Source organism: Cupriavidus sp. MPR-AND1C, assembly GCF_058809705.1.
Genome location: NZ_JBXASU010000031.1, coordinates 1 through 23560, shown reverse-complemented (window position 1 = coordinate 23560; position 23560 = coordinate 1). Strand labels below are relative to the sequence as shown.

The following is a 23560-nucleotide window of genomic DNA, read 5'->3' as shown; positions in this document are numbered from 1 at the left end:
CGGCTGCGGAGAGGGCCGAGCTGAATGTCAATCCGGAGGCAAAGCCGTCAGTCATTCCCGGCACCTTTTTCAGGGGTTCTTTTCAAGTAACGCGGAAATCAACGGCACCGCAATATCATATCCCGCAAGCTGAATTCGGACAGACCCTTGGTAGTAAGGGTGTACATATCATCGACCCGTTTGTGGGGACTGGCACATTCGTTACGCGGCTACTGCAAAGCGGGCTGATCAAACCGGAAGAACTGCCGCACAAGTACAAGCATGAAATCCATGCCAATGAACTTGTACTGCTGGCCTACTACATTGCAGCGATCAACATCGAGGCGGTGTACCACGGCATCGTTGGTGGCAAGTAGAACGTCGTGCATCAAGGTCGTAACGTAACGATATCGACGACTGCGGGAAACACCTCGCCTGGTGGCTGTGGTCAGAACGGCAAGGCTTCCTCTCACCGTTTTCTTTTGTAGCTCCACTTTGCCGTGTCTGGGAGTCAAACTGGACCACTACACACCGTCTCGCCGATTCTCAGGATTGCCTAGGGAAGTGCGATCTTGGGAGGTGCCATGCTTTTCCCTTATTTTATGGGCCGCATTCCGGCACCATTGGCCGCTTTCGTGTCAAACGTCATCGTGTATTCACACTGCGCGTCGTGACACATCCGTTCGATAAGGCAGTCGGCGAAATCGGCCGATGATCCGCCGTAAAGGCGCAATGCCTTCCAGACTGTTTCCGCGGATTCGACTACCAATTCTTTCGTCCGTAGCAGCGTCTCGACCACCTGCGTGATTTCATCGCGGTCCGCACCATAGGCCCGTCCCAATACCCACACGACTTCGACAAGGGCTACTTGGGTGACATAACCCGGGGAGTCAGCAGTCAGCGCCTCGATCAGTTCGGTTGCCTGCTTAGCCTGCACAGGATCATCTTGCGCGAAGTACCGGACGAGCACATTCGTGTCGAGACCAATCATCGGGCGGAGGCCCCCTGTTCCGCTATCGCTGCGTTCATGTCGTCGATCGAGACCGGCTTCGCGGGCTTGCGAATAATGCCCTTGAGAGCGGTTACCGAGCGGGTGGCAGGGACCACTTCATAGCGTCCCGTTTGTTCATTGAGCACGAATTCGATCCGGTCCCCGGTGGACAGGCCCAGATGGGTCCGCACATCCACAGGAATCGTGACCTGCCCTTTTGATGTCATGGTTGCAGAAGCCACAGCACCTCCCTTTATTTGCATTCCTTACTTTATGGTAAGGAACACAGAAGGGCAAGCGCATTCTCTCTCATCCTTGTATCGACACCACCAAGGCGTAGTTGGAGCGACCTCCGGGTCACACGCAGCGCTAGTTGCTACAAACCGATGAAACCGCCGCCGATGCTGCTGACTGCCGCAAGGAACGTCACATAGTCGGTGCGGATTCAACCGGTACAGTGACCCATCGTTCGAACCATGACCTCGTGTAGGGGTCAATCAGTTGTAACGCACTGGCCGCGAGGAGAGCCGCCGGCGCGTCGTACAGCGTCGTTGCGCCGATACTCAGCAGCGAGCGCTGCGTCATCAAATTGCGTCGCAAGCAGCCGCTTCCCCCGATAGCTGCGTACCGCAACCCGGAATCTCAGGGAGTTCAGACCTTGCCGTATCACCAGAATGCGGGAAAACGGGCGAAATGAAAAAATAGCGAAGCTCGCTTCGGCGACGTTGGCTAAGGAGATGCATCGATGTTCGTCTTGGGGACTCGATGACGTGCCCTCCTCGAGTCGCCTGTGACGGTACGGAAATCAATGGCAATGCGGTGTCAACGCATTGCCGATGCCAGGCGCGGGACGATTCCGGCGCCTGGCACCGACGGGTGGGGCGGTCGGCCGACTCATGCGGTGGCTGCTACCGGGCCGGAGTCGCCAGCCTCCATGTTGTAGTAGGAGATATCCACTTGGGTGCCGTTGTCTGACACGTCCTTTCCGCGAAGATGGACCATCGTCATCGGGATGCCTTGCGCGTCAAATTTTCGTCGCAGAAACTGGGCTTGGGCCAGGTCGTGTGTCGACAGCAGGATTTGGTACTGCTGGGATCTGACGAGGTTGCACACCGTGTCCGCGAATGCGGCCGACCGAATCACGTCGTTATGCTGCAGCGGATCGTCTAGCACGAGTCCCCGCCACCGGGACCACGGGAAGGTGAGGCTTGCCGCGCAGAGCATGCTGACCGCCAGGGCCGCCATCTGGCCCTCACTATGTACGAGGTGCGGATCCAGTGCGACTTCCTTCAGTCCGTTGCTCGTGGCGGCTCGCCGCGAGATCTGGTTGACCTTGTTTTTCGCCACTTTCAGGTCGAAACCGATGCTCTGGTCACTCAGAATGGCCTTGTTGAACTTACCCATGACCTGGCTCAGGGGGCGAAGGTACTCTTCATTGAATTCCTGGACCTGGCTGGAAACCCTCGCGAACGACGCACGGGCGATGGTCTTGGCGCGCAGCACGGCTTCGGCCTTCCTGGTCAGCTCAGATTGAAGGCGAAGTGCCGCCGCCCTGACGTCGTCGCGTGTTCCGGTCGGTTGCTTGGCCCGCTGCCGCAACTGGGCGAGCGCAGCCCGGTGACTCTGGTTGCGTGCCCAGGCGATACGGCCCTCCCGCAACTGGTCGATGCGCAGGCGGATCTGGTCGTAGTGGGCGTCCAAGGCAGCTAACTCCTCCTCCATTCTTCGCACCGCGTCGCCGTCGCCGACCGCTACGCCTGGGAGGGCCAGTCGTTCCCAGGCTTCGACGTGGCTCGCCTCGGTCTGTACGAGGTCGTCGTGATGTCGTTGCCGCTCCATCGTACGCGCCGACTGTTCCGCTAACAGGACGCCAGCTCTGGAGACGGTGTCGGCCGCGTGTTGGCGCGCTTCTTGTGCGGCCTGCCGGATGGTCCTTGCCTGCCCGAGGCGCAGGTCCTCTTCCTTGATGGCCTCGCGCAGCGTCGCGGGGTCGGGCAAGGGTGTATTCAAGAGACTCGTCATCTCGAGGCGAATCGCCGCCGTGACACTGGCCGCATCGCTGCGCAATTGATCTCGACGACGCATGGCCTCGCGCTGATCCAGTTCCAGTGTGTTGCGATGGTTGAGTGACTGACCCCACGCCTGGCCGTCTGCTGCGGCAAGGATGGCATGCTGACGCCAACGCCGCTTCCGTGCCTGACGCTGCAGGGTAGCTGTGCGCCAACTTTCCATGGCCACGCGATGGGTAATCAGTTCGTTCTCTTCGGCATTTTCCGTCTCGTGCCCAAGGCCGCGTGTCAGTGCTTGGCGCAATGCGCCCCGGAGTTGTGCGATCGTTTCGCGCGCCTCATTGTTGATCTGCTGCCTGAGGCGCAGATTCTCGCCGTCCGCGATCAATGTCCGCTCGGACTCCTTCGCACTCTGCAGGGCTTGCTCGTACACGGAGAGTGATGGGGCAAGACGGGAAGCTGCCGCCAACGCTTTTGACTGCAACTCGCCGGCCTTCTTGATGTGCGTGTCACACACCGGGCATACGCAGGTCTCTGGCGACAACAACGCCGCCACCTGTGCCACGGCGGCGGAAAGGTCGTCGACACTTTGGCGGGCCGATGTGAGCTCATTGGTGCAGTTGTTGATGTCGGATTTTGCCTGGTGAATTTCGCGACGGTTGCCTTCGATCAGGCGGGCAACTTCGGAGTGCACTTCATCGATCTGTGCGATCTCCCCGTGGCGTTGCTGAAATTCCTGGGTCAGCCGGATCGCTTCCTGAAGGGCGTCGATCGTCTCGGAGGTATGGCCGACGTCACGAGCAATCTCGACAAGTTCTCGGTCGAGACGCAACGCGATATCTTTCCGGTGCTCTTCTTTTGCCACGGCGCGAGCGGCTGCGTCGAGTTCGGCTTCGGCATTGCCGAGCCGCGTGTCGAGCAGGTCGATTTCCTCGTGCATGCGCAGCGTCTGTTCATGGCGCTCGAGCAGGTTGTTTAGACGTGCTACGCGGTCGGCGCAGGCCTGTTCCGCGGCTCGGGCCGCACTGGCGGCGACGTCGGCCGTATCCGCCTGCTCCTTGAGGTTGCCGAGCGTGGATTGGCTCGTGGACAGTTCGTCCCGAGCGGCCGCCAATGCCGCTGCCGCGGACGCTTGTTCCCGGTGCAACGGTGCCAGCTTCTGCGTGACCTTCCCGGCTTGCTCGAGGACAGCGCGACGCGCCAAGATTGCGCTTGGCACGGAATGGGTCAGCCTTTGGAGGGTGTCCTGGGCCTGTTCAACGGAGAGATCGATCGCTTGAGTGGCCGAGATCCCCAGCCACGCGAGGCTGGGCTCGAGGTCATGCAGGAGGGCAAGGCTGGCTTCCCTGGCGGCGTTGTCGTCGATCGCGCCCGAAATGCGGGATTCACCAAAGGCGAGGGCCTCTTGTAACAGCAACTGTTCCAGGACGGCGGCCTCTTCGACGTAGACGGCTTGCCGCCTGTCGTAGGCTTTTGCAGCCGTTGAGGAGCCATGTCCGTGCAAGGCCTGGGCGATCTTGGTGGCCCAATCGCTTTGCGCCGGCTCCTGCAGGAACTCCCAGCGGTCTTCCGGCTTGCGATGGGTCATCCGCGACATCGTCGACTGGCCAAGGAAGTGCGTGAGTAGCAGGTATCGCTGGAGATTGCTGATACTTTGCTGCCAATCTGCGGACCTCAGGTAGGTCGCGACGTCGGACTCCCCGTCTGCCTCATCGCGACCGAGGGTGCGTCGGATAAATCTGTCGTCTGAAAACGCGAGGGTGATGGCCGTCGGCCGATCGTCGCGCGCGTGCCAGCGTCGCAAATAATGCGTCTCCTTTGCGCCGCGAGCGGACTGCGCGAAGTGTTCGATCTTTCCCGTCAGCGCCCACTCGATGCCATCGAACAGGGAGGATTTTCCGAGACCGTTCGTGCCGTGCACGAGCATGACGCCGGGCTTGGATGGAAGCTTGACTGTCAGACTCGCAAAGTTGCGAAACTCCGTGACATCGAGCGAGTTGAGATAGATCTGCGTCATCTTAGTGATCCATCGCTTCGACCAGCAGGTCGATCAATTCCTGCGGATCCTGAACGTCAGATTCCGCCAATTCAATCCATCGTTGCGCGGCCGCTGCGCTGAGGCCTTGGTCCTGTAGCACCTGGCTGACAAGATTGGCATTCTGATCCAGCGGTGCGTCATCCACGGTTGTAGCAAGCCGCCACGGTTGCGCCAGGAACGTGCGTTCCGCGAAGTCCTCGAAGGAGGTCGCAGGCTGCGCGCCCGGGCTCCAAACGAGCTTGCGGCAGACCTGTTCGTCGCGCTCGATCGTGTCGATCAAGGCCAAGGCCTCATCATCGATATCTGCCTCGCAGACAAGGAAGACGTGCGCATTGATGACTTCCGACTTGTTCATGTAGGAGCGGGCAAGGAGCATCTGGTTGTGAAGCGCTCGGATTTGCACGCTCACCGGTGACGTCAGATCCAGACCGATGACGAGCACTGGATAGGATCCAAGGCGCAGTCCTCGCACGGATTCTGGCAATGCCGCCTCCGTATCGTCTTCGCGGCCGCGGAACCGCTTCTGCGCGAAATCGGCCACCTCGCCGGCCTTCCAGTCAAGATGTTCCGCTGCCGTGGTCAGTCTTTCGCAGAAGTCATCGAGCATCATTCTTCTTTCTCCGTGAACTGCTTATCCTGGCGCGCTCGCCATGCGGCAAATTCCAACTCGACGCAGTCCCGCCATGCCGGCAATCCGGCGGTCAACCTCGATCGCCATCGCCGCGACGCTTGGATGACGGCAGGCCTGACACGCTCCGCTCGATCCACGGACGTTGGCGCGCTGCCGGCATCGCTGAGGGAATCATCCTCGAAGTCCATGGCCTCTTGAGCGCCGGACAGAATCAGTGCGTCGGCGCCCCAGTCGCTGGGCGCGCAATAGTCTACGATTGGTTTGTTTTGAAGAGACTCGGCTCCGGAGGCAAGGCCGACAGCGTTGTTGGCGCCAAAATGAAAATTGCCGGAATCGGACTGCGCTGGTCGAAGGGGTTGTTGGAGCTCCGTGGCGAGCATCAATACCAGCGCGGCCGAAAGCGCCTCGATCTTCTCCGCGCTCGCGAACGCTACTGCGGCCGTTGCATGTTCCAGATGAGACAGGAAATGCCGCATGGCGGCTGGGTCAGACTGGAGTGTGTTGTCCCAGCCCGTCCACAATGCACCGAGCTGGCTTGCGATGCTCACGTGAATCGCCCCCAGTTTTGGGCAGGTGCCGGCCGCGCACGTGGCACGGAGTCGCGCGCCGAGTTGACGCATCAGACTGCGGTCGCACGCTGCGCGAAGGGCGTCGAGCGCAGGGAGCGCTTGAATCGGGAATGGGCTGAAGAAGGGGCCCATGCTGGCCATTCCCTCCCAGTCCTTAGCAACGTCACTGGACGCTTGCAGCACAAGCTGACCGTTGCTGAGCCGGGCGAGCTGGCGAAGTACTGTAGCGTATCCCTCAATCTGTACAGGACGCAGATCCAGTTGGATGACACACGGGGCGAGTAGCTGCTCGCATTGCGCCGCAATCTCCAGTAGCTCGAAGCGGCCCTGCTGGATCGGCTGGTGGGTTGCTTGATCCCAGTTGATCTGCACGGTCTGTTGCCGGCGGGCGCGCAAGCCCTCGATGCTGTCCTGGACGTGATGCTCAAGGAGTTTGGAGTGGCGTGGCTCGAAGAATGCAAACGTTTCGGCAGCGAGCACCGGCGGCACAAACATATGCCCCTGCGTCTTGCGAAGGTCCTCAATATGGCGGCGATACGAGTCATAAAACGCGGCGCACGCCGCATACCGCTTCTGTCTGGCTGGCCCGTGCCGGAGGATGACTCTATCAAACGCCGTCTGGCATGGGGCGCCGTCCGACGTGGGGCCGGTGACGATATAGCCTTGACCCCGTTTCGTGACCGTTGAAATGTGGCCCTGTGTGAACGCCACCGGATTTCCTGCTTCGCTGGCTGCCTTCAGGACGGCAAAGGTCATGACCTGATTCAGCGGTGCGGCCCTTCCGTTGGCGAAGAGGGCACCGGAGCAATTCAGCGTTAGGGTGCGATCCTTCCGGATGTCCAGAGCGAGGCGCGCTGCGACACCGCGCCGCTCGAGCAAGGGGGCCAGGTCGCGTTCGAATGCGGGCGCAAGATCGTCGTCCAAAGTGTGCCGGTCGACAATATCGGCCGCCTTGCGGGCGAAGTCGGGATTCTTGACGCGCTCTAGGAATTGCTGCGTGAATCCGACATGATCGAACTCTCTGATCAGCAAGGCCATCGCGTCGGCCAGGCCGCCATCCCCGTTGCCGCTAAGTAGGTGGGATGTTTTAACTGCCTCGGTCGCCATGCTGATGGCGGGATGTTTCCAGTAGTCGTGGGCGGGCGCATCACCCAGGCCCTCCTCGTCGCCAAAGCCCAGCGCGAGAATCACGATGTCGTATTCCTGCTCGACGGTCTTGCCTGCTGTCTCGACGGCGACCGTCCAGCCACTGGCGCCCAGTTTCAGATCCTGCAAGGTCCGTCCACCCTGGAAACGCAGGTGCGGGTACCGCTGTAGCGCGGCCGCAAAGGCCACGCGCATGTCACTGCAGACGTCCCCGCCCGACTGGTACTTCCAATCCAAAAAGGGAAGCACTGCATCGCTTCGCAGCGAGCCGCATCGCGGCCAGTCGTAAATATGGGGATGCAACAGTCTGGTGGAAGCGCTCTGCAAGTGCAGCACGTCCTCGGACCGTTCGATCAGGTCGACTTCGATGTCCAGCGTCGCCAGTGCCAGGGCGGCCGTGACGCCAGCGGCGCCAGCGCCGACCACCGCAACTAGCGGCTTGTTCTGCAGTCGTTCCCGTTCGCTTAGGGCATGAATCAGATGCAGCGCGCGCACCTGCTGCGAATACAGTGTGATGCGCTGATCGGCCGTGCCAAGAAAAAAGAGCTTTTGAAACTCGGGATGCTGGGCCGTCGCGATCCAGTCGTCGAAAGGAGGGGCAGGGATAGCCATAGGGATGAGCACTCGCTGACAACAAGCAGGACCGTCACCCCGCGTGACTGTCATGTGTGGTCTGGGGCGCAGTTTACCAGTGCAGCATTATCCCGATTGGCTGCACGGTGCCAACCCCCCGCTTGGGGGTCATAGTCGTTGCGACGACGCGGGTCGTGTCGCATGGATGATGGCGGTCGCGCTTGAGATCTGACGGTGCTTTCCACTCAGAGGCGATCGTTGCTGCTAAGCGGTTCGGCCCGGTAGATTGACCAGAAAAAGTTCGAATGGCGGTGGTACTTGGCCGTTTCCCGCTCTGTAAAGAAGCGGCCGCGTCCGGCGGCACCGGCATCCAGGTCGATTTCCAGATGCTCCGCGGTCGAGGTGGCCGTGGGCGGCAGGTGCCGCACGGCCGCTGCGACGTATTCGCCCTGGATACCGCCAAGCCTAGAACGCTACGCCACGTCCTTAATGACGTGGTTTTTTCTCCCGCTTCTAGCAGATGAGCAAGCTAACGGCTCGTTCAGGCCAAGCAACGGCCGGTTGAATCCGCAGCCGATTACTGCCATTTGCGCTTGCCGCATGACAGAAAAGCAGCGACCCCTCCTAAGGTGGGGTTTATTTTCACCGGTATTCGTCCGTTTATCGTTGCGGGCGCGCATACCGTCAAGGCCCCTTTAACCTATCTGGAAGAAGAACATGAAGCAAAGCAACCTACGCCGTACTTTCCCTCTATTTCGGCTTGGGCACTATCGACGAGAACCGCTTTGAAGGTGGTGACGCATACCACCTAGTGCTTTGGCCGACGCCGTCTGCACAGCCCTTGACCATCCTGAAAGCCTGGGCGGAATAGGATGAGCTGAACGCCCCCGATTCGAGGGGGGCGGCTGAAGCAGACACATCTGATAAGCCAGTCGCCCGCGCAGATTGCGCGTGGAACATTGGGCTTCATTCAGGCTCGTAGCCTATCGATGATAGCGTCCGCAGAACTTGTGTCCGAGCACGAGCGGGACTGACAAGCTTCTGCCAAGTTAGACGCCCAGGTGCGCAGGGTACCATTCACACGGCCTAGCGTCAGAAGACCAAGCCGAGCTGCGTCTGTGCAGACGATGCCGCCCTTCTCCAGAGCCAGGCGTCAAATTCCCGCCTCGGGAGCGCAAGCAGGTCCGCTGCACAACAGAACGACTTTCGCAAGAAGTGGTAGTCGTCGTTCTCGACACCGACTTTCCTGGCGAATGTGCGCACGTGCCGATCGATCGCTATCGACTCAATGCCAACCAGGCAAGCCATATAGTCGACGGTCTTCGGGCCGATGCCGTTGATGGTCTGCATGGCATCACGAAAGTCTTCGACTGTCAGTTTTGACCGCAGATCGTGAACGTCCTCGATGCCCCATGCCTTCAGGAAGGCAACCAATGCCTCGAAGCGCGCCACCTTCTCGTGATGACGCCAGTTCAGGAACACGCCGGTCCTGCGTTCTTCGATCAGCCCCAGCAAGGCCGATACCGTGCCGAGATCGGGATGCGCGCGCAGAATAGCGAGCACCCGCGGGCGGACAACCGTGGCGTAATTGAGGCCCGCCTGCAAGACAGAATCCGCAAGCACCGCGCCCAAGTGTGTGCAGGTGGCGCGCGGAATATTCTGCTCGGCGAGCGCGCCCTCGTCCCTAGCGTGATCCGCAATGCGGCGCGCTGCCTGAAGAATCGCCATGGCAGAATTCTGCGCCCCCACGCCACTCATATCAGCCCCGCCACTTTCAAGGCGTTCAGTCGCTCCACGCAGTTGGGACATGCCCCACACGGGAACGTTGCCGAAGCCTGACATGAGTAGGTCCGTCCGATCGGCACGCCGAGTTCGACAGCCGCGCGCGCCACATCGGCCTTGGACGCGTAGCGGAACGGCGAATGGAAGTGAACGGGACCAATGGTGGAGGTCAGTGCGTCGAGGCTGTTCATAAACGCAGCGGTGCAGTCAATTTCTTTGGCATGGTTGCTATTGATGAACCCGGTGTACACATCAAGGATCCCGACGGTCTGTGCCCTGGCAGCAGCGGCCGCAAAGAACAGCATCGTCCGGTACGGGATGTACAGCTCATCATCCTTGACCTCTTCCTTCCAGAGGTCCGCTTCGCGGATCAATCGCGATGGCGAGCCCCTGAAGATGTCGGAGATGTCGAACCGTTCCGGTCGGCGCATCTCCGCAGGCAGCACTTCGTTCACGCGGCTCCACTCGATTTCAACGCAATGCTGACCGTAGTCGAAAAATACCGGGACGACGTCGACGCCCGCTGACAGGAGCTGGTAGCCAACAGTGGTGGAGTCCAGTCCGCCCGAAGCCAGGAGAAGCGCCTTCTTCATGCCGATTGCGCCCTCAGTTTGGCCAGCGCGTCGAAAGTGCCGTTCAGGCACGCATCAAGGTCCGCAGAGTATACAGAACTTCCGACCACCACCATCGTATTATTGTTTTCTTTGCGCGGGTCAAATGTGATGACGGGCTTGCCCAGCGCGATGGCCATACCGATTTCGACCAGTGTCCCCGGATCGCGCTCCAACGGAATCGCGAAGACCGCATCGCATTCCTTCAGTAACTGGTAGTCCATGTGATACGTCCGAACCAGATCGGCCTGGCTCGCAGGCCGCGCCAGCTCGCCGTTTTCCTGGATAGGGCGCCGCACCCTGAAATTGTGATACTTGAGGCTCTCCACCGCCCGGTCCAGTTCCGGCTTCCTGACATACGAAAAGTCGGGTCCCGCCAGATAGATGGAGAATCGCTGGCGATCGTGCCATGGGAGGATCGTGCCACCCAATTCGCGCAGTGCCTCCACCGACAGCGTGAAGCTGCGCTGCACATCGCGCCAGAGATCGTCCGGGTACGTGGTCTGCGCATAGGCCGTGGCGGCCTGGCACCCGCGCCACGCCGCTTCGACCCAGCCCTTGCCCGAGAAGGCGAGCATGACAGCGGAATAGACGTCGCCCACGCCGACCGAGTTGATCGTCTTTCCCAGTGATGCCGGAATTTCTTGGACGCTGCCGTCCAGCAGGTTGAAGAGGCGGCTTCCTCCGCGGTTCTCCTTCAACAGAAAGACCTCGGGTAACAGTGTTTTCACCTCGGCAATGAGATCGTCAACCTTGTCCTGCCCTAGCTCTGCAAAGAGCGGAGACGACGTCGAGAGGATGATGGCTTGCGTGCGCGCCCGGAAAGACCGCAGGGACGCCAGGCCGTCGACGTCATAAGCCACGTCGAACGTAAACTTCGCGTCGGGCGAGAACCTGTTCAGCAGCGCGCTGACGTCAAACTTCCCTGGGAAGACGGCCACCTTCCGGTAGCCTTGCAGATCGGGGGCGGGTTCGCGAAGTCTGACATGCTTGCAGTCGCGCAGCAAGTCTTCATAGCCTTGATGAGAAACCTCGGTCGGGTCACCGATCACAATGACATTCGGCGCCCCGACCACATCCCCCACCCAGATAAACTCCTTGCAGCCGTGCGCAGCGAGGTAGCGACGGGCTTCGTCTGCCAGATACTGGGGACAGAAGGCCGCCACCGCGTATTCCACGCCTGCGGCCCAGAGGCCTCTTGCGGCATGGACAATGCCGCCCAACCGGAGCTTGCACTCCGCACCATGTTGAGGAAGTGTGTAATCGACGACGATCTCCCCAACAATCAGGACTGCGTCTGCGTCGGCCACGATTATTGAGGAATGAAGTCAGCTTCTACGGTCGGCACCGGCGCGAGCGCCGACGACTTGACTACGCCGGCGTACGTGACGCCACTTTGCAAGCATCCGGCGAGGTAATTGAACGAAGTCGGCAGTGCACCGACCTTGATGCCACGGGCATTGACGGCGAAGATCCGCCTGTCAAATACGATGCTCAACGGTTCACCGGCGGCCGGGACGGCCCGAGATTGCGTGAAGCAATCGCATTGCGCCACTTCTTCCAGCAACGTGGAAAACGCCTGCTGACATCTGTCGACGCCGCTCGTACCGCCACCCCCCGCACCCTGGCCTGCCTTATCCTTCGTCGCGGTTGCGCCGGAATAGTCGGAAAAATTACCGGAACCTGAGCTTCCCATATGATCTCTCTTTGCGTTTGGCAAGTTCTATACAGTGCAGATCAGCGGCATGCGCGCTGGCAACGCGTGCCAGTGGCTTCGCCTTGTTGTTCGCTTCCGGGAGCGCTACCTTCGCATCGGCCGGGCGCTCGGGTCGCTTCGCCAGAGCACGGCCCTGCTCCGTCCGGAGACGGAGTGAGGTTATGTCCTAGCGTTAAGGCTGGATATTGAATTCTTCCTTTTCCAGAATATCAGGAAATTGATTACCAAATTCAAATTACCGATTCGCGACTATCCACTAGAAGGTGGGGTTGCGTCCATATAAAATTACGTATAGGCCGCAACCAGCTTCCATATCGAATTTGTCATCCGCTGGCTTCACCGGACAGGCTAGATGCGTATCACCGTCCAATGGATACCCTCCTAACCTTCGCCCACTGTCGCGGTAGGTAAGGGCGCGCACCACCGTCAGCACCAGCTGAGTTCGAACCGAAAGCCGTCATCGATGACCTGCTATCCGGGCAACTACAATGGGGTCGGGCACAGCCGTTGCCGCTGCCTACCTCGAATGGCTGCTCACCTGAATCTCGGCTGTAGGGATGGTCGTGAGCGCCGCCGTTCCAGAATTGTAAGCGTGCTGCGAACGCACGCATCCAACGAGAAGAATTTGACGTCCAGGCTTGGCCTCGCGGTGCATTCACGCTTGCCGAGATACTGAGCAACGCAGACTTCCGATCAGGCTCCGTCCGTCGCGTTGCGGACAGCATACAGTGTAGATTTGGATGGAAGAAGGAGGTTGACGATGACTCGTGCTGAATTAATTGCCGTGGTGCCAATACACGACTACAAGGGACGCCCATTTTTCGTCAGGCTTTCTGAAGTGCCCGAACCGTGGCGGACTCAGTTCCGGAACGCTCTCGCTGGCTCCGCGGCACCTGCTTTCGAGGGTGAAGGGCATCTTGCTTACGCGTGGGATTGGAAGGACTGGGTCAGTGATCGTTGGTTTGCCCGCCCGGGCCCGACCGGGCTCGATCAGCCTGCGGCAGAATGACTGCGTAATGGCGGGAACCCTTGCCCGGGGAGAACTGCCAGAAGGCGACACGCGCGTCACCTCCACGTACCGGCTGCGTCAACAGCACAGCGCGCCGCTGCCGAAGTCCTTCAGAGCATGGCTGGACCAGCAAACGCCGCAGGTATTGCCGGAAAGCCAGCTTGGCAAGGCCACCGTCTACGCGCGCAACCAGTGGGAAGATCTGAGCCGATACGTCACTGATGTACGGGCGCCGGTCGAGCGCGACATCCGGCTATTCTGCACAGGGAGGCATGGCTCTTTGTAGACACCGTCGCTAGCGACAAGGCGAGCGCCTTATGCTCACGTGCGGCGCCTGTAAGGTCGAGCCGTATGCTTATCCGCTCTGCGTGGTCACCGAGTGGCGGCAGCACGCGCCCGACGCTGAGATCAGCAACCTGATGCCATTCAACTTCGCGGAGCGGCAAGCCCAGGCGAACGCCACCTGATGCCACGACCGCGCGCCGCTGCGGCGCCGGCACGCAGCGCTGCACGCACGTCTACGGACGCTGCCGATCGCCCATGATCGCTGCCGTGCGAGCATGCTCGCCCCTAATCGCGAACGACGATCGGTCCCGCGCGGTAAATTGACCGCTTAGCATCGTCTGCCCTACCGCTTACCAATCGTCCTATGTATGCAACGATCCGTTGTACCCTTCGGTCGACTCGGAGCGTTATCTCTTCCGGCATTATCGCGAGGTGCTCAATGTCACTATCCAAGGCCGTAAGCGCTGAAACTGTCTGAGGTGCGATCTCATCGGACTCCTCACAGTCGACGAGCCGCGGCACCCGGTCTACGAGAATCCTGCGAATATGGGTGCCGCCCCCAAATTGCCCGAGCCAGTCATGAAGTGCCCAGTGGAGGCGCCAGCGCGAAAACAACCGATCCGGATATTGGCCGAGCTGTGGAAGCACCGCCTCGCGAACTAATGCGCTGCACGTGTGGCGATCAAAGTCGGCCCGCTCTGCATAGAATGCGCGACCATCGTCGGCTACCAAAGCAATACTGAGTAGGTCGCGGTCTGTGCAATCGGTGAATTCGGTATCGAAAAAAAATTCGCATCGTAGTGGTGTTAGTGTCCAGTGATGGACAGCGGCTCATACCTCGATCAGCAGGCGAGGATTGAAGCCCGCGTTCAGATGCCGGGGCGAATACCCGCGCGGGTTGCAGACCACACGTGTACCACGCTCATTGGAATCGCCATTGGCCGGAACGATGTAGTCGAAGCTCGTATGCATGTGACCGTGAATCCACAATGAAACTGCGGATCCCATAAGATTTTCAAGATCCGACGCGTAAGCTGGCGTCAAAGAATCTCCCTCATACTCCGCCTCGACCGAGCCCGGAGATGGCGCGTGATGCGTGACAACCACGGTCTTGCCATCAAATGGCTCACTCAATGTATTGGCTAGCCACGCGCGCGACAACTCATGTCGGCGGACCGTATCTGACGGGTACAGTTTTCGATACGATGGCGTCGCGCGAATCAGCCGGAAGTCGTTCATGACGCTTTGCGCATCTCGCATGCACATCACAGCGGTGATATCAGTGTCGTATAGTTTGAAGTCCGTCCAGAGCGTGCATCCAAGAAAACGAACGTCGCCCAGCACCAGGACGTCGTTTTCCAGAACATGAATGTTGGTGCCGTGCGCACGTTCGCGAAGCTTGTCCAGAGTGAAGTCAAAGTGCCCCCGGTAGAATTCGTGATTCCCTGCCACCAGGATGACTGGCTTTGCTGGATCGTTCACGAATGCCTGAGCCCACTCAACGCTTCGACCCTTCGTGTGGATGTCACCAGCTAGCACGACGACATCGGCGCGAGCGACGGCCTCCGCATCAGCTACGGTTGGCTCGAATTCGTTGTGCAGATCGGACAGGACAAGCAGCTTCATGGCTTCACAATCAAAGGTATGGTTGCTTACCTGACTGGCCGGCGGCAAGTCAGGGCGTTCGATAGCGTCAGGTCACTGCGGCATCATTACCATTCTGCGCTGCGTGCTCCGTCGGCGTCACGAGGCAAGCCCCGCTCAAGTTGATTGAGCCGATGCTCTACTGCGCACACAAGATCGACGAACTCGGACCGATTCTCGATCCTGTCGAAGTCCGGGAGGCGCAAGTAACCCTGTCGCACGCCCCTGGCAAACAGCAATTCCGCCATGTCCTCCGGATCCTGCGCCTCGACGGAATGACCAGTTGCCGGAACTTTGGCACTCAGGCGCCCCCGCCCGCCGTCGTAAAACAGATAGGCAATGAAAGGCGCGACAGGTCGCTGGGAAGCGATTTCCGGTTGTTCGTACTCGGACGAGACATCCGTCGAAGTCGTACCAGCCTGAGCACAGGTGACAGCCCACAGATGGTTGGCTTCCGTGTCGACGCCGCTTTCCCCGACCAGTTCGTAGATTCTCCCAGACCCGGCCCCCCCCCGGCGTGTCTCCGGGTCAAATTTCACGATACGTATGCTTGCCCGCCCGCTCATGGTTTCCACGTTGTGCCCGATGAAATAGCGGGAGCCCTCGTCCGTCTCCATGACTTGCCAGCAGGACAGAAAGATGATGGGTTGCAACTCAACAGGCGGAGATTTCCTGATTTCCATATACGCTCCTGGCAGCAGGATAGGGCTCACACGATTCACGAAGACCAACCTTTCATGCTTCACGTCCTACGCTGCAGTGAATTTCCACGCCTTCCTGCGGATCCAGTACTGCCGTCCGCCGTCGACTGATGGTCCTGTGACGATATCAATGCCATGCTGCCTGGCCCAGCCAGGCGCTTCGCGAGCGGAGATTCCCATTGCCTTCGCCACCGTGAACAGCGGCAGAAATTGCTCGGTGAATTTTTGGAGGTCATCAACATCGACGACTCGCGCTGCCCGGCGCCGCAGTTTGCCCGTTCGAGTCCTGACCAGGCCCATGTTGATCAGGTGGTACATCACTTCCTGTTTGACGCCAAGCCGACGGGCAGCTTCCACAATAGACATCTGGGAGCCCGATTCGGCCAGCGCCTGTGCGGCGGAGATCACCTCGCCACGCTCGGCGAAAATATCCCGCAATGCTGGTACCTTGTCCGACTCGAAGACAAGGCGTACGGCACCGTTCATGAGCCGGTTGAAGAATACCGCTGACGCTTCAACAGGAACGTACAGACGCAGGGCGTCTGCTACGCTGACCGGATCCTCAAACGTCGGTACGTCCCGGACACAGGCTGCCACGATGCTGTCGAGCAGACGATCGATGGACCTCGTATCGATCCGGACCTCGGTTGAAGCAATCAGCGCTGCCTTCGCCAGTGCCTGGATACGTCTGGTCGACATCCCGGCGTATCGGGCAGCTGTTTTCAACGCGACCAGCGAACTTTGGGTTTTCCGGAAGCATTGCAGGTCCGCCTGACTTATCACGAACTTCTGCCGTCCTGCCCGGGTTCGTCTCACGGGGACCGTGACGCCCGTCTGCGCAAGCATAGTGGCAATGGCAGGTTTTCTTGCCTTCTGCCGGGAAATTAGCTCCTTGTCCGCCCGCCCGGCAACACCTTTCCGTTCCCAAAGCACTGCAGATCCATGGCGCAATGAATGCGCAACGTACGCTTCCAACACGTCGAGCATCCAACGACGCGCAGCCTCGTTCAACTGCTTGCGCAGCATGGTAAGCAAATGCGGAAGAATCTCCGACAGCAGGGGGACGCTATTCACACTGGACTGGGGAACGCGAAGGCGATCAAACAATTCCAAACAAGCCGACTGATCAACGATCAGTGATGCGCCGGCAGTCACGAGTACCTGTTCAACGTTTTCCGTTTGACGCGAGGCCTTCTTCAACGGCTTTCCATGAAGTCCAAACTGCGACAGCGCCCCCAGGAATCTGGCCAGGCTCCAGCGCTCTCCAACAGCTAGCCTTGCCATATTTGAGCGTGATCGATCAGCAATTAGCTGCTGAAGCTCGGCCGAAAAAGTATTTACGGGTACATCCCGCAATGGTGCGCCACACGTGCAGTTTGCGAAGCGCACACGCTTCCAACGCAGCATGCGGCTACATCCATTGCATGATGACGTGAGCCAGCAGCGATGCTTAAAGCACGCCGCAGGCCCCGAGTGCCAGCTTTCGAGCCAGTAACAGTCGGATTCGCCCAGGCAACGAGGACACCAACGGGCAATGCCGTGAGACTTAGGGAGATCGGGGGCCACACAGTCCAGCCAACTAGGGCTGGACAGTCCGTTGGCGAATGCGACCCGCAGGCGATAGCCAACGAAGCTTTCATCGGGAAGTACCGATGGGCGTACCAGAAATCGTCCCGCGAACAGGGCCATTCCCTCGGCGCGCCAATCGGTACTGTGGGTCTGTTCGCTGATCACACGGCTAGCAATGAAAGTTGGTGAGACGAGCTGAGATTTCTACGACGAAACCTGTGGGCGCACCAAAGCTTGTGTATCCGTTCGAGCGCTGTGCGATCAACGTAATAGGCTGAAAGACCCGGCTTTCCAAGTTGACGGAAGACAGGGAGCTTGCCGCAAAAGATCTCTTTCACCAGTTCGTGCGATACCGCTCGTGGCCGCGCCGCTACAAACAACCACTCGCCGAACAGTGGATAAAGTTCGTTTGCATTTGTAGAATAAGGCTGAGACACCTTTTCGAGGTCTCGGCAAAGATCTGTCAGCTCGGATCGGTGATGCCAGTTGATTGAATCTGTCTTGGCTATCGGCCGAAGCAATTTTGCGTCCAGCAACACACGGTAGCTTCTTAGATCAATGTGCATCTCTTTCGTTATTTTTTCAGGTGCTGCAACCGATTCATACCATCTGCGGCATGCTTCTACTGAATGAGACGGAAGAAATGTATAGCGTTTTATCCCATTCTGTACAAAACTGGCCCCCTGGCAGATGTTGTTATGAACGAGATGCTTCAACAGCGTTAGTGGGCATCCAACGAGAGATGCGGCCTTACTGAGACTTACATATTCGACAGGCCGAGCATGACTTTGCTGGGGTAGCCGATGATCTGGCGTGGTAGCATCTTTCTGGGTCCCTATCCGAAATTGTCCTCGCAAATTTCCTATTTTTAGCTTAGAAAAGCATGTGGGCCTGTGCCCTTCATCGATCAACATGCGACGCAACCGCGCGAGCACCACATTGCGATGCGACGGCTCATTAATCTGGCTCAGAAAATTTCGAATTCCGTCAAAATTTGGTGCTAGGGAAAACTCGTATTTATTGACAAGCGCAGCCAAGTAGGTTGATCGTTGAACCCCCATAGGTGAGCAATCTAATTCCTGTGTCGTAGTCGCCAAGGCGTCGAGCAGCGCCTCCAGAAACAAGATATAAGTGAGCTGCTCGAAACCGCCCGGAAGGTCGTTATCAAGGATGGATCGTTCGAAGCCCGACCACAATCGTTCAATGTGTCGCCGCTCGCTCGGCATTGGGCACACCGCGCCAGCCCAGAGCTGTTCATCCGTAACCTCCGTGATGAAATATTTATTTTCTTGTTTGTAGCCTTTCGTCATCACGGGTTCGGCTAAGTCGTCTTTCAGCCGGATATTGTGGATAGTACAAACCTCAAACACTGTGAGGCGCCAGCGCGAACGAATATGTCTGGACTGAGTCATGCACTCAGGGCAATACCGGATTTTGTTAACACGGGTGACCACGCTCCATCGTGGCAACGTGGAGTCATTCCAGATTGGATAGCCATCAGGCTTGCTTGATGCGGTGGCTGGCAACGTCGGGCGAATACGTTCGGCGTCGCTCAGCCGCGGATGGCGAATGCCATTTGCTCTCGCAACGCGGAAAAGATAAGTTTCGACCCACTCGTCCGGGAGCATCTTCGGACGGCACAGCGGTAGTTCAGAAAAGGGGTAAGTATTCATATCAGCGCTCCACAGGTGCAAATGGTTCATCACCGTTCACAAGTGGCATCTCATTGAATGCCTTGTGGAAAGGATTCCGTTTATCTGGCGATCCCGGGTAGATGACTGTCCGGAAGGCCTCGGCCAGAACCGCGTCTGTCAATCGGGGATCGGGCTGTTCGCACGCCCGTTCGACAGCTCGTACCAAAAGCCTCCGGATGTCACGCAGACGCCCGTCGGTTGCAAAGGCAAACAGTCGCGCGATGGCCGCTCCCGAGAGATCTATAGTGGGGAGTTCCCGCAGATACCCCTTGAAGACCCTGAGGGCGCTGCGGAACTCGTGTTCCGCGGACTTGTTTGCCACTGAAAACCGGTCGATCTCGATGACCTCCCGGAACCGCTCGCGCAATTGATCATTGGTCGCGAGCAAGCGCCTGGTCCGGGGTATGCCGGCTAGCACAAACGACACCCGTGTCGCATCGACAAGGCGCTTGAGCCAGTCAGCAGCGGTGTGCAGTGTTTTCTCGCCACCGCGATCAATCAGGTGGTTGGCCTCGTCGATGATCACAAGCCTGACGCGACACTGCTTGATCAGGAAGACGAGCCGGGCAGTCAACTCGACCTCCTTTCCCACATGCCATTTGGGGTCTCCCAGCGCCTTCAGGAGCGTGTGCGCCAGAATCTTCGGGGTTGGCGATTGACCAAGTGCCACGTACAACACTGGGACCTCGGTGAGCTCTTCGTGCTCTATGGCAGGGTGCTTCGCGACGTACTTGGCAAGCAAAGTCGATTTGCCGACCCCGGATTCGCCGAGCAGCATAACGTGCTCGGCCTCTTCATTGCCACACCGGTATTCGTGCAAGCGATCCAATGCAACCAGTATCCTCTTGACATGAGGGAAATTGATGAAGCTTAATCTGATATCCTTAACAATTTCCGTGCAGATGATTTTATTTTTCACGGTTCACCTCGGCGCTGATGGATTCCACTTCAAATTCGGAAAGCTCATCTGAATCCGAAGTGAACATGGCAGGCGGAACGGCGATCTGCGGTTCGGATGCAGCAGGTTGGGGGCGATTGGCAGATTTCGACGTAATATGCGCTTGACGGGCCCCCTGTTTTCGCACTTTCAATTTCTTTGATTGCATCGCCTCATTGGCTTTCTCACGGATAATTTCCTGACCCTTTGCTCTGGTTCGTTGGTAAGGATCGGAGTCCGCGTATTCGCGATGGAGAGCCTTGGCTTGCTCTACCGTCAAGTTGTTGAAGCGCTCGTCCGTGTTATCAGCACGAATGTATTTATTGTCGATCTGGGTCCATACCCAGACCAATCCGGCATTTTCATAAGGAGCCTTGATTTGCACGCGTTGATTGGTCGGCAACATCCGTCGCAAGGCAAGCAGTTCTGGGGATACGTATCTGAAGGTATTGAAGTCGATGCCGTAGTGCTGTACCGCGCGCTCGGCAAATTCCCCGAATTCGATGCTGAGGTCCTCCGCGTCGCATTTCAGCATTGGCGGATGACTGGCTGCACTTTCTTTCCACACATCGATCGGTGCGCGCCCAGATAGGCCCTTATGCGGTCGCACGTGATAGACGGTTGTGATCCAGATGTGGATCATCTCATTGAGTTGTTCAAACGTGAGGCAAGCCTCATCCTCGGCCTTGAATCCGATGCGCTGATGAACCTTGGCGAGCGTGGTGCCGGGGAGTTTGTGGATGAAGGAGTAATTGAACGTTTTGAGAAAGCGCTCAACAAACGGCTTATCGTTGGGATCGCGCGACGAGGCGTATTCGCATATTACGCCCAGGTTCGTCATGGCATCGACTACTGCATGGGAATGAAATTCTCGCCCGTTGTCCATGAGTAAGCGTTCCGGCCAACCGTGGCATGGCCATTCCAAATCTAGCTCGGGAAATCGCTCTCGCAGATAGCTCTTTGGCATCATGGCATGCCGCAGCGCTTCGAATACCGCGTGAACGCCATGTCCCGCGGAACTGATGCAGTACCCCATTACACATTTGGAATGTCGATCGAATGCGACGGTCAAGTCTGGGCGATCGATAGCTATGCCGTTGGTATCGGTGTACATCAGATCCACCGGGGTGTGGTCGATTTCGACGATCTCAAGAATTCTGGATACTTGACGAGCACAAGATTGGTCGGCGAATCGGCGTTGTGCTTCGCGTTCACCATACCGTGCCACGGCTCGGTCAAATGCACCGATGCCTCGGATTCGTCGTTGAATGGTCCGGAGCCCAGGAATTTTTAGCCACTCAGGTTCGATACGGGTTGTGTTTAATCGTTGGATTTCGAAGAGCACCGCGTTATGGACATCCTCGGCCGTTCCGTGTTTGTTGCTGAGAAAGACCGTTTCGATTTTTTCTTGCACGACGCTTTCAACGATGGGGTCGAGTCGTGACTTCCCTTCGCCTCCCCGGTACCCTGTTCGATCAAGCAATGCACGGACATCACACTGTGCGCCCAAGTACCGTCGACGCCAGCGATATATGGTCGTTTCATGGGGCGGCTTTGCATCAGCCAGATCTACCGCTACATTATGAATCGCTTGACGCAACGCGGATCGAGGACCGTTGAACGCGCCTATGCGATCAAGTCTCACGAGGTAGTTTGCACGCCTGCGCGTCTCGAAATCACCTTGCTTGGCTGGTGACGTGGTAGCTTCCAGTGCTGATTGGAAAGCGGTACGGTTTGGTGGGCGTTGATACTGCTTGTTAATAGCCGTTCGAAGATATCCGCGCACATACTCTTCCAGAAGATCTGCTTCGCTGTGGCTGGAAAACTCGCCGGTTACCATGTTTTCCAGTTGAGCGATGTCACCTTGAACGCGAACGAGCCGGAACTTTCCCTCGCCGCGGAAGATGACCTGATCTTTGATGAAGTTGGCCATGATGGACGCCTCCGTTAGCGAGTCGAGATTGACAAGAGGTCGTCTGGATCTCGCCTCATGATCAGGCGAAGCAAATCGTCACATTGACGTTTTGCGTCTTCCCATTGCTGGAGCGTCTCAGCTGTAGGACGCGTGCCCTTTTCGGGATCCCATAGGGTCGCGTCGATGTCTGCCCGATACCTGGCGCGAAGTGGACGTGTTCTGAAAATGAGTGCGAGCTGTCGTTGGAGATCGTTTGCGACAAGGTCGGTCCGCAAGACGATGTATAACCGGTCGCCACATTGTCGGAGGTGCCGTATCGCGGCCCTGATCCGGTCGGCAGCTTCTGAGTTCGGGGTGAACGTTGCGTCGTCTTTGACCTCGAGGAACGCTGTTCCATTTGCAGTCGCGATCTCGATTTCCACGTCAGGCGTATAACGCCGCAGGCGTGTACCGTCGGTGTACTCGAATACTCGTGGTTGCGTTGCGATTGACTTGACTGACGGTGCCACTTCCAGGAATCGCAGCGCCATTTCTTCTACGAGGCTTTCGAACTGCGCGGGCTTGGCCGACTTGCGGCTCGGGAAGATCCCTCGCACACCACGGCCAGAGACGGTCACGATGCGGCGCGGCCGACGTGATGAGGGATGAATCGCTAAGGTTTTGGAAATTTCATGCACGAGTCTTCTCCGTCGCGTCTCGAGGAGACGCTCACGTATTGGAAATGCGCCCCCCTCCGACAACAATCAGTCGGAATAGGCCCGGACAAGGGGCGAGCGAGTCCGGAGAATCGATCACGAATGATCGAATCGCAAGGGAGCGCGAATCGGAGGAAAAAGAAGGGCTTGACGCTGAGGTCAGATGGGTAGAGACTCGGCTTTGTAGGGAGACGAATCTTTACTGGTTCTGATCCAAAGCGCTGCAGGCCTTCTGGTTTGTAGCGCTTTTTCTTTACATGGGGCCTCCTTTAATCGAAGGGGAGTTTTCTGCTCGTTCCGCGTGGCGACCCCGGGCGAGTGCGGCATGTATCGCCGCAAGCGCTCCCATATCTGCATCGGAGAGGCCTGTGTCCAACGCCAGTGCTTGGAGCACCTCGCGCTTTTGCGTTGATATTTCGGCAGGCAGTCGGAAGATGCGCTGAGATTTACGCGCAGCGGCGGCGAGTTCGCTCGCAAGCTCGTCCGTGAGCTCCAGCGCCACCGACATCATGTCTAAGAATTGTTCGCCGTCCGGAGTCCTCTTCCCGGTCTCCACCGCGCTTACGTACGTGTCGTCCACGCCGATACGAATCGCCAACGCAGCCTGGGTGAGGCCCAGACTTTTCCGTCTGGCTCGAATGAAGTCGCCGAGCGCACTCATAGAACCCGTCTCGCATTTGTTGACGATGAATGCAATGAGCGTAGCTGGATTCTGTCACATTCGCAAAGCCGTTACTCTGATATTTTTTTGATCAATTTTGATGCGAATTTAAAATTGAATGACACATTTTTTGAGATGAAAATTAATATATTTTTCTGATTCCCCATCGATGACGCGCTCAACGGCGCGGATCTCGCCGACATCATCTCGCGGCACGACGTGCGCGAGGGCAACATCGGCCTGCGCACCTACATCGAGAAACTTCTGAAGTGGCAGGCACCCTTCGACGATGCGGACGTTGAGCGCAAGGCGCAGAGCGTCGCGGGTGGGCCTGTCAGAGATTTTGTGTTTAGGGCATAACATGTCACCAAGGAGCATGTATGCCACGCAAGACCAAGACGAGC

General features: G+C 58.3%; 20 protein-coding genes and 1 pseudogene. 2 read left to right on the top strand and 19 right to left on the bottom strand.

Going from position 1 to position 23560, the window contains the following annotated elements; translation table 11 throughout:
* Positions 1-182: 182 nt before the first annotated feature.
* The gene (locus tag AC1RWI_RS18025) at positions 183-356 is read left to right on the top strand and encodes a hypothetical protein (protein ID WP_492867819.1); all 174 of its coding nucleotides are present in this window, start codon (positions 183-185) and stop codon (positions 354-356) included.
* A gap of 218 nt (positions 357-574) precedes the next feature.
* Here AC1RWI_RS18025 and AC1RWI_RS18020 read toward each other — a convergent pair whose 3' ends face one another.
* The 10 genes from AC1RWI_RS18020 to AC1RWI_RS17975 all read right to left on the bottom strand — a co-directional run bounded on the left by AC1RWI_RS18020 (position 575) and on the right by AC1RWI_RS17975 (position 12025).
* Complete coding sequence (locus AC1RWI_RS18020) at positions 575-970, bottom strand: type II toxin-antitoxin system VapC family toxin (RefSeq protein ID WP_492867817.1); 396 nt, start codon at positions 968-970, stop codon at positions 575-577.
* Entirely contained in the window at positions 967-1212 is a 246-nt protein-coding gene (locus AC1RWI_RS18015) for an AbrB/MazE/SpoVT family DNA-binding domain-containing protein (protein WP_115214420.1), read from the bottom strand. The genes AC1RWI_RS18020 and AC1RWI_RS18015 overlap by 4 nt, the downstream gene beginning before the upstream one ends.
* A gap of 652 nt (positions 1213-1864) precedes the next feature.
* Entirely contained in the window at positions 1865-4996 is a 3132-nt protein-coding gene (locus AC1RWI_RS18010) for an AAA family ATPase (RefSeq protein ID WP_492867815.1), read from the bottom strand.
* 1 nt (position 4997) lies between these two features.
* A complete protein-coding gene (locus AC1RWI_RS18005) occupies positions 4998-5627 on the bottom strand; it encodes an ABC-three component system middle component 1 (protein WP_492867813.1) in 630 nt (209 codons plus the stop codon).
* Entirely contained in the window at positions 5624-7975 is a 2352-nt protein-coding gene (locus AC1RWI_RS18000; RefSeq protein WP_492867811.1) for an ABC-three component system protein, read from the bottom strand. The genes AC1RWI_RS18005 and AC1RWI_RS18000 overlap by 4 nt, the downstream gene beginning before the upstream one ends.
* 206 nt (positions 7976-8181) lie before the next feature.
* Positions 8182-8364, bottom strand: a complete 183-nt coding sequence (locus AC1RWI_RS17995; RefSeq protein WP_492867809.1) for a hypothetical protein — start codon at positions 8362-8364, stop codon at positions 8182-8184.
* Between the two features lie 664 nt (positions 8365-9028).
* Complete coding sequence (locus tag AC1RWI_RS17990) at positions 9029-9664, bottom strand: HhH-GDP family DNA glycosylase (protein ID WP_492867807.1); 636 nt, start codon at positions 9662-9664, stop codon at positions 9029-9031.
* A gap of 26 nt (positions 9665-9690) precedes the next feature.
* On the bottom strand, positions 9691-10311 hold the full coding sequence (locus AC1RWI_RS17985) for a 7-cyano-7-deazaguanine synthase (protein WP_492867805.1): 621 nt from the start codon (positions 10309-10311) through the stop codon (positions 9691-9693).
* Positions 10308-11639 carry a nucleoside 2-deoxyribosyltransferase gene (locus AC1RWI_RS17980; protein ID WP_492867803.1) on the bottom strand — a complete coding sequence of 444 codons (1332 nt, stop codon included), beginning with the start codon at positions 11637-11639 and terminating at the stop codon, positions 10308-10310. The genes AC1RWI_RS17985 and AC1RWI_RS17980 overlap by 4 nt, the downstream gene beginning before the upstream one ends.
* A gap of 2 nt (positions 11640-11641) precedes the next feature.
* Positions 11642-12025: a hypothetical protein gene (locus AC1RWI_RS17975; protein WP_492867801.1), complete on the bottom strand. Its 384-nt coding sequence runs from the start codon at positions 12023-12025 to the stop codon at positions 11642-11644.
* Positions 12026-13074: 1049 nt separating this feature from the next.
* Here AC1RWI_RS17975 and AC1RWI_RS17970 point away from each other — a divergent pair.
* Positions 13075-13522 (top strand): annotated as a pseudogene (locus AC1RWI_RS17970) (IS66 family transposase); the annotation flags it as partial.
* A gap of 649 nt (positions 13523-14171) precedes the next feature.
* On the opposite strand, the gene AC1RWI_RS17965 reads toward AC1RWI_RS17970, so the two are convergent.
* From AC1RWI_RS17965 to AC1RWI_RS17925, 9 genes are all read right to left on the bottom strand, one after another.
* The gene (locus AC1RWI_RS17965) at positions 14172-14966 is read right to left on the bottom strand and encodes a metallophosphoesterase (protein ID WP_492867799.1); all 795 of its coding nucleotides are present in this window, start codon (positions 14964-14966) and stop codon (positions 14172-14174) included.
* 86 nt (positions 14967-15052) lie between these two features.
* Positions 15053-15667, bottom strand: a complete 615-nt coding sequence (locus AC1RWI_RS17960; RefSeq protein ID WP_492867797.1) for a hypothetical protein — start codon at positions 15665-15667, stop codon at positions 15053-15055.
* A 66-nt stretch (positions 15668-15733) separates the two neighbouring features.
* Positions 15734-17092: a hypothetical protein gene (locus tag AC1RWI_RS17955; RefSeq protein WP_492867795.1), complete on the bottom strand. Its 1359-nt coding sequence runs from the start codon at positions 17090-17092 to the stop codon at positions 15734-15736.
* 323 nt (positions 17093-17415) lie between these two features.
* Positions 17416-18927: a TniQ family protein gene (locus AC1RWI_RS17950; protein WP_492867793.1), complete on the bottom strand. Its 1512-nt coding sequence runs from the start codon at positions 18925-18927 to the stop codon at positions 17416-17418.
* A 1-nt stretch (position 18928) separates the two neighbouring features.
* On the bottom strand, positions 18929-19867 hold the full coding sequence (locus AC1RWI_RS17945) for a TniB family NTP-binding protein (protein WP_492867791.1): 939 nt from the start codon (positions 19865-19867) through the stop codon (positions 18929-18931).
* A complete protein-coding gene (locus AC1RWI_RS17940) occupies positions 19857-21818 on the bottom strand; it encodes a TnsB C-terminal domain-containing protein (RefSeq protein WP_492867789.1) in 1962 nt (653 codons plus the stop codon). Before AC1RWI_RS17940 ends, AC1RWI_RS17945 begins: the two co-directional genes overlap by 11 nt.
* A 14-nt stretch (positions 21819-21832) precedes the next feature.
* Positions 21833-22477: a hypothetical protein gene (locus tag AC1RWI_RS17935; protein ID WP_492867787.1), complete on the bottom strand. Its 645-nt coding sequence runs from the start codon at positions 22475-22477 to the stop codon at positions 21833-21835.
* 271 nt (positions 22478-22748) lie between these two features.
* The gene (locus tag AC1RWI_RS17930) at positions 22749-23156 is read right to left on the bottom strand and encodes a helix-turn-helix domain-containing protein (protein ID WP_492867785.1); all 408 of its coding nucleotides are present in this window, start codon (positions 23154-23156) and stop codon (positions 22749-22751) included.
* A 108-nt stretch (positions 23157-23264) separates the two neighbouring features.
* Positions 23265-23560 (bottom strand): hypothetical protein (locus AC1RWI_RS17925; protein ID WP_492867783.1); only part of this gene is annotated, 296 nt, incomplete at its 5' end.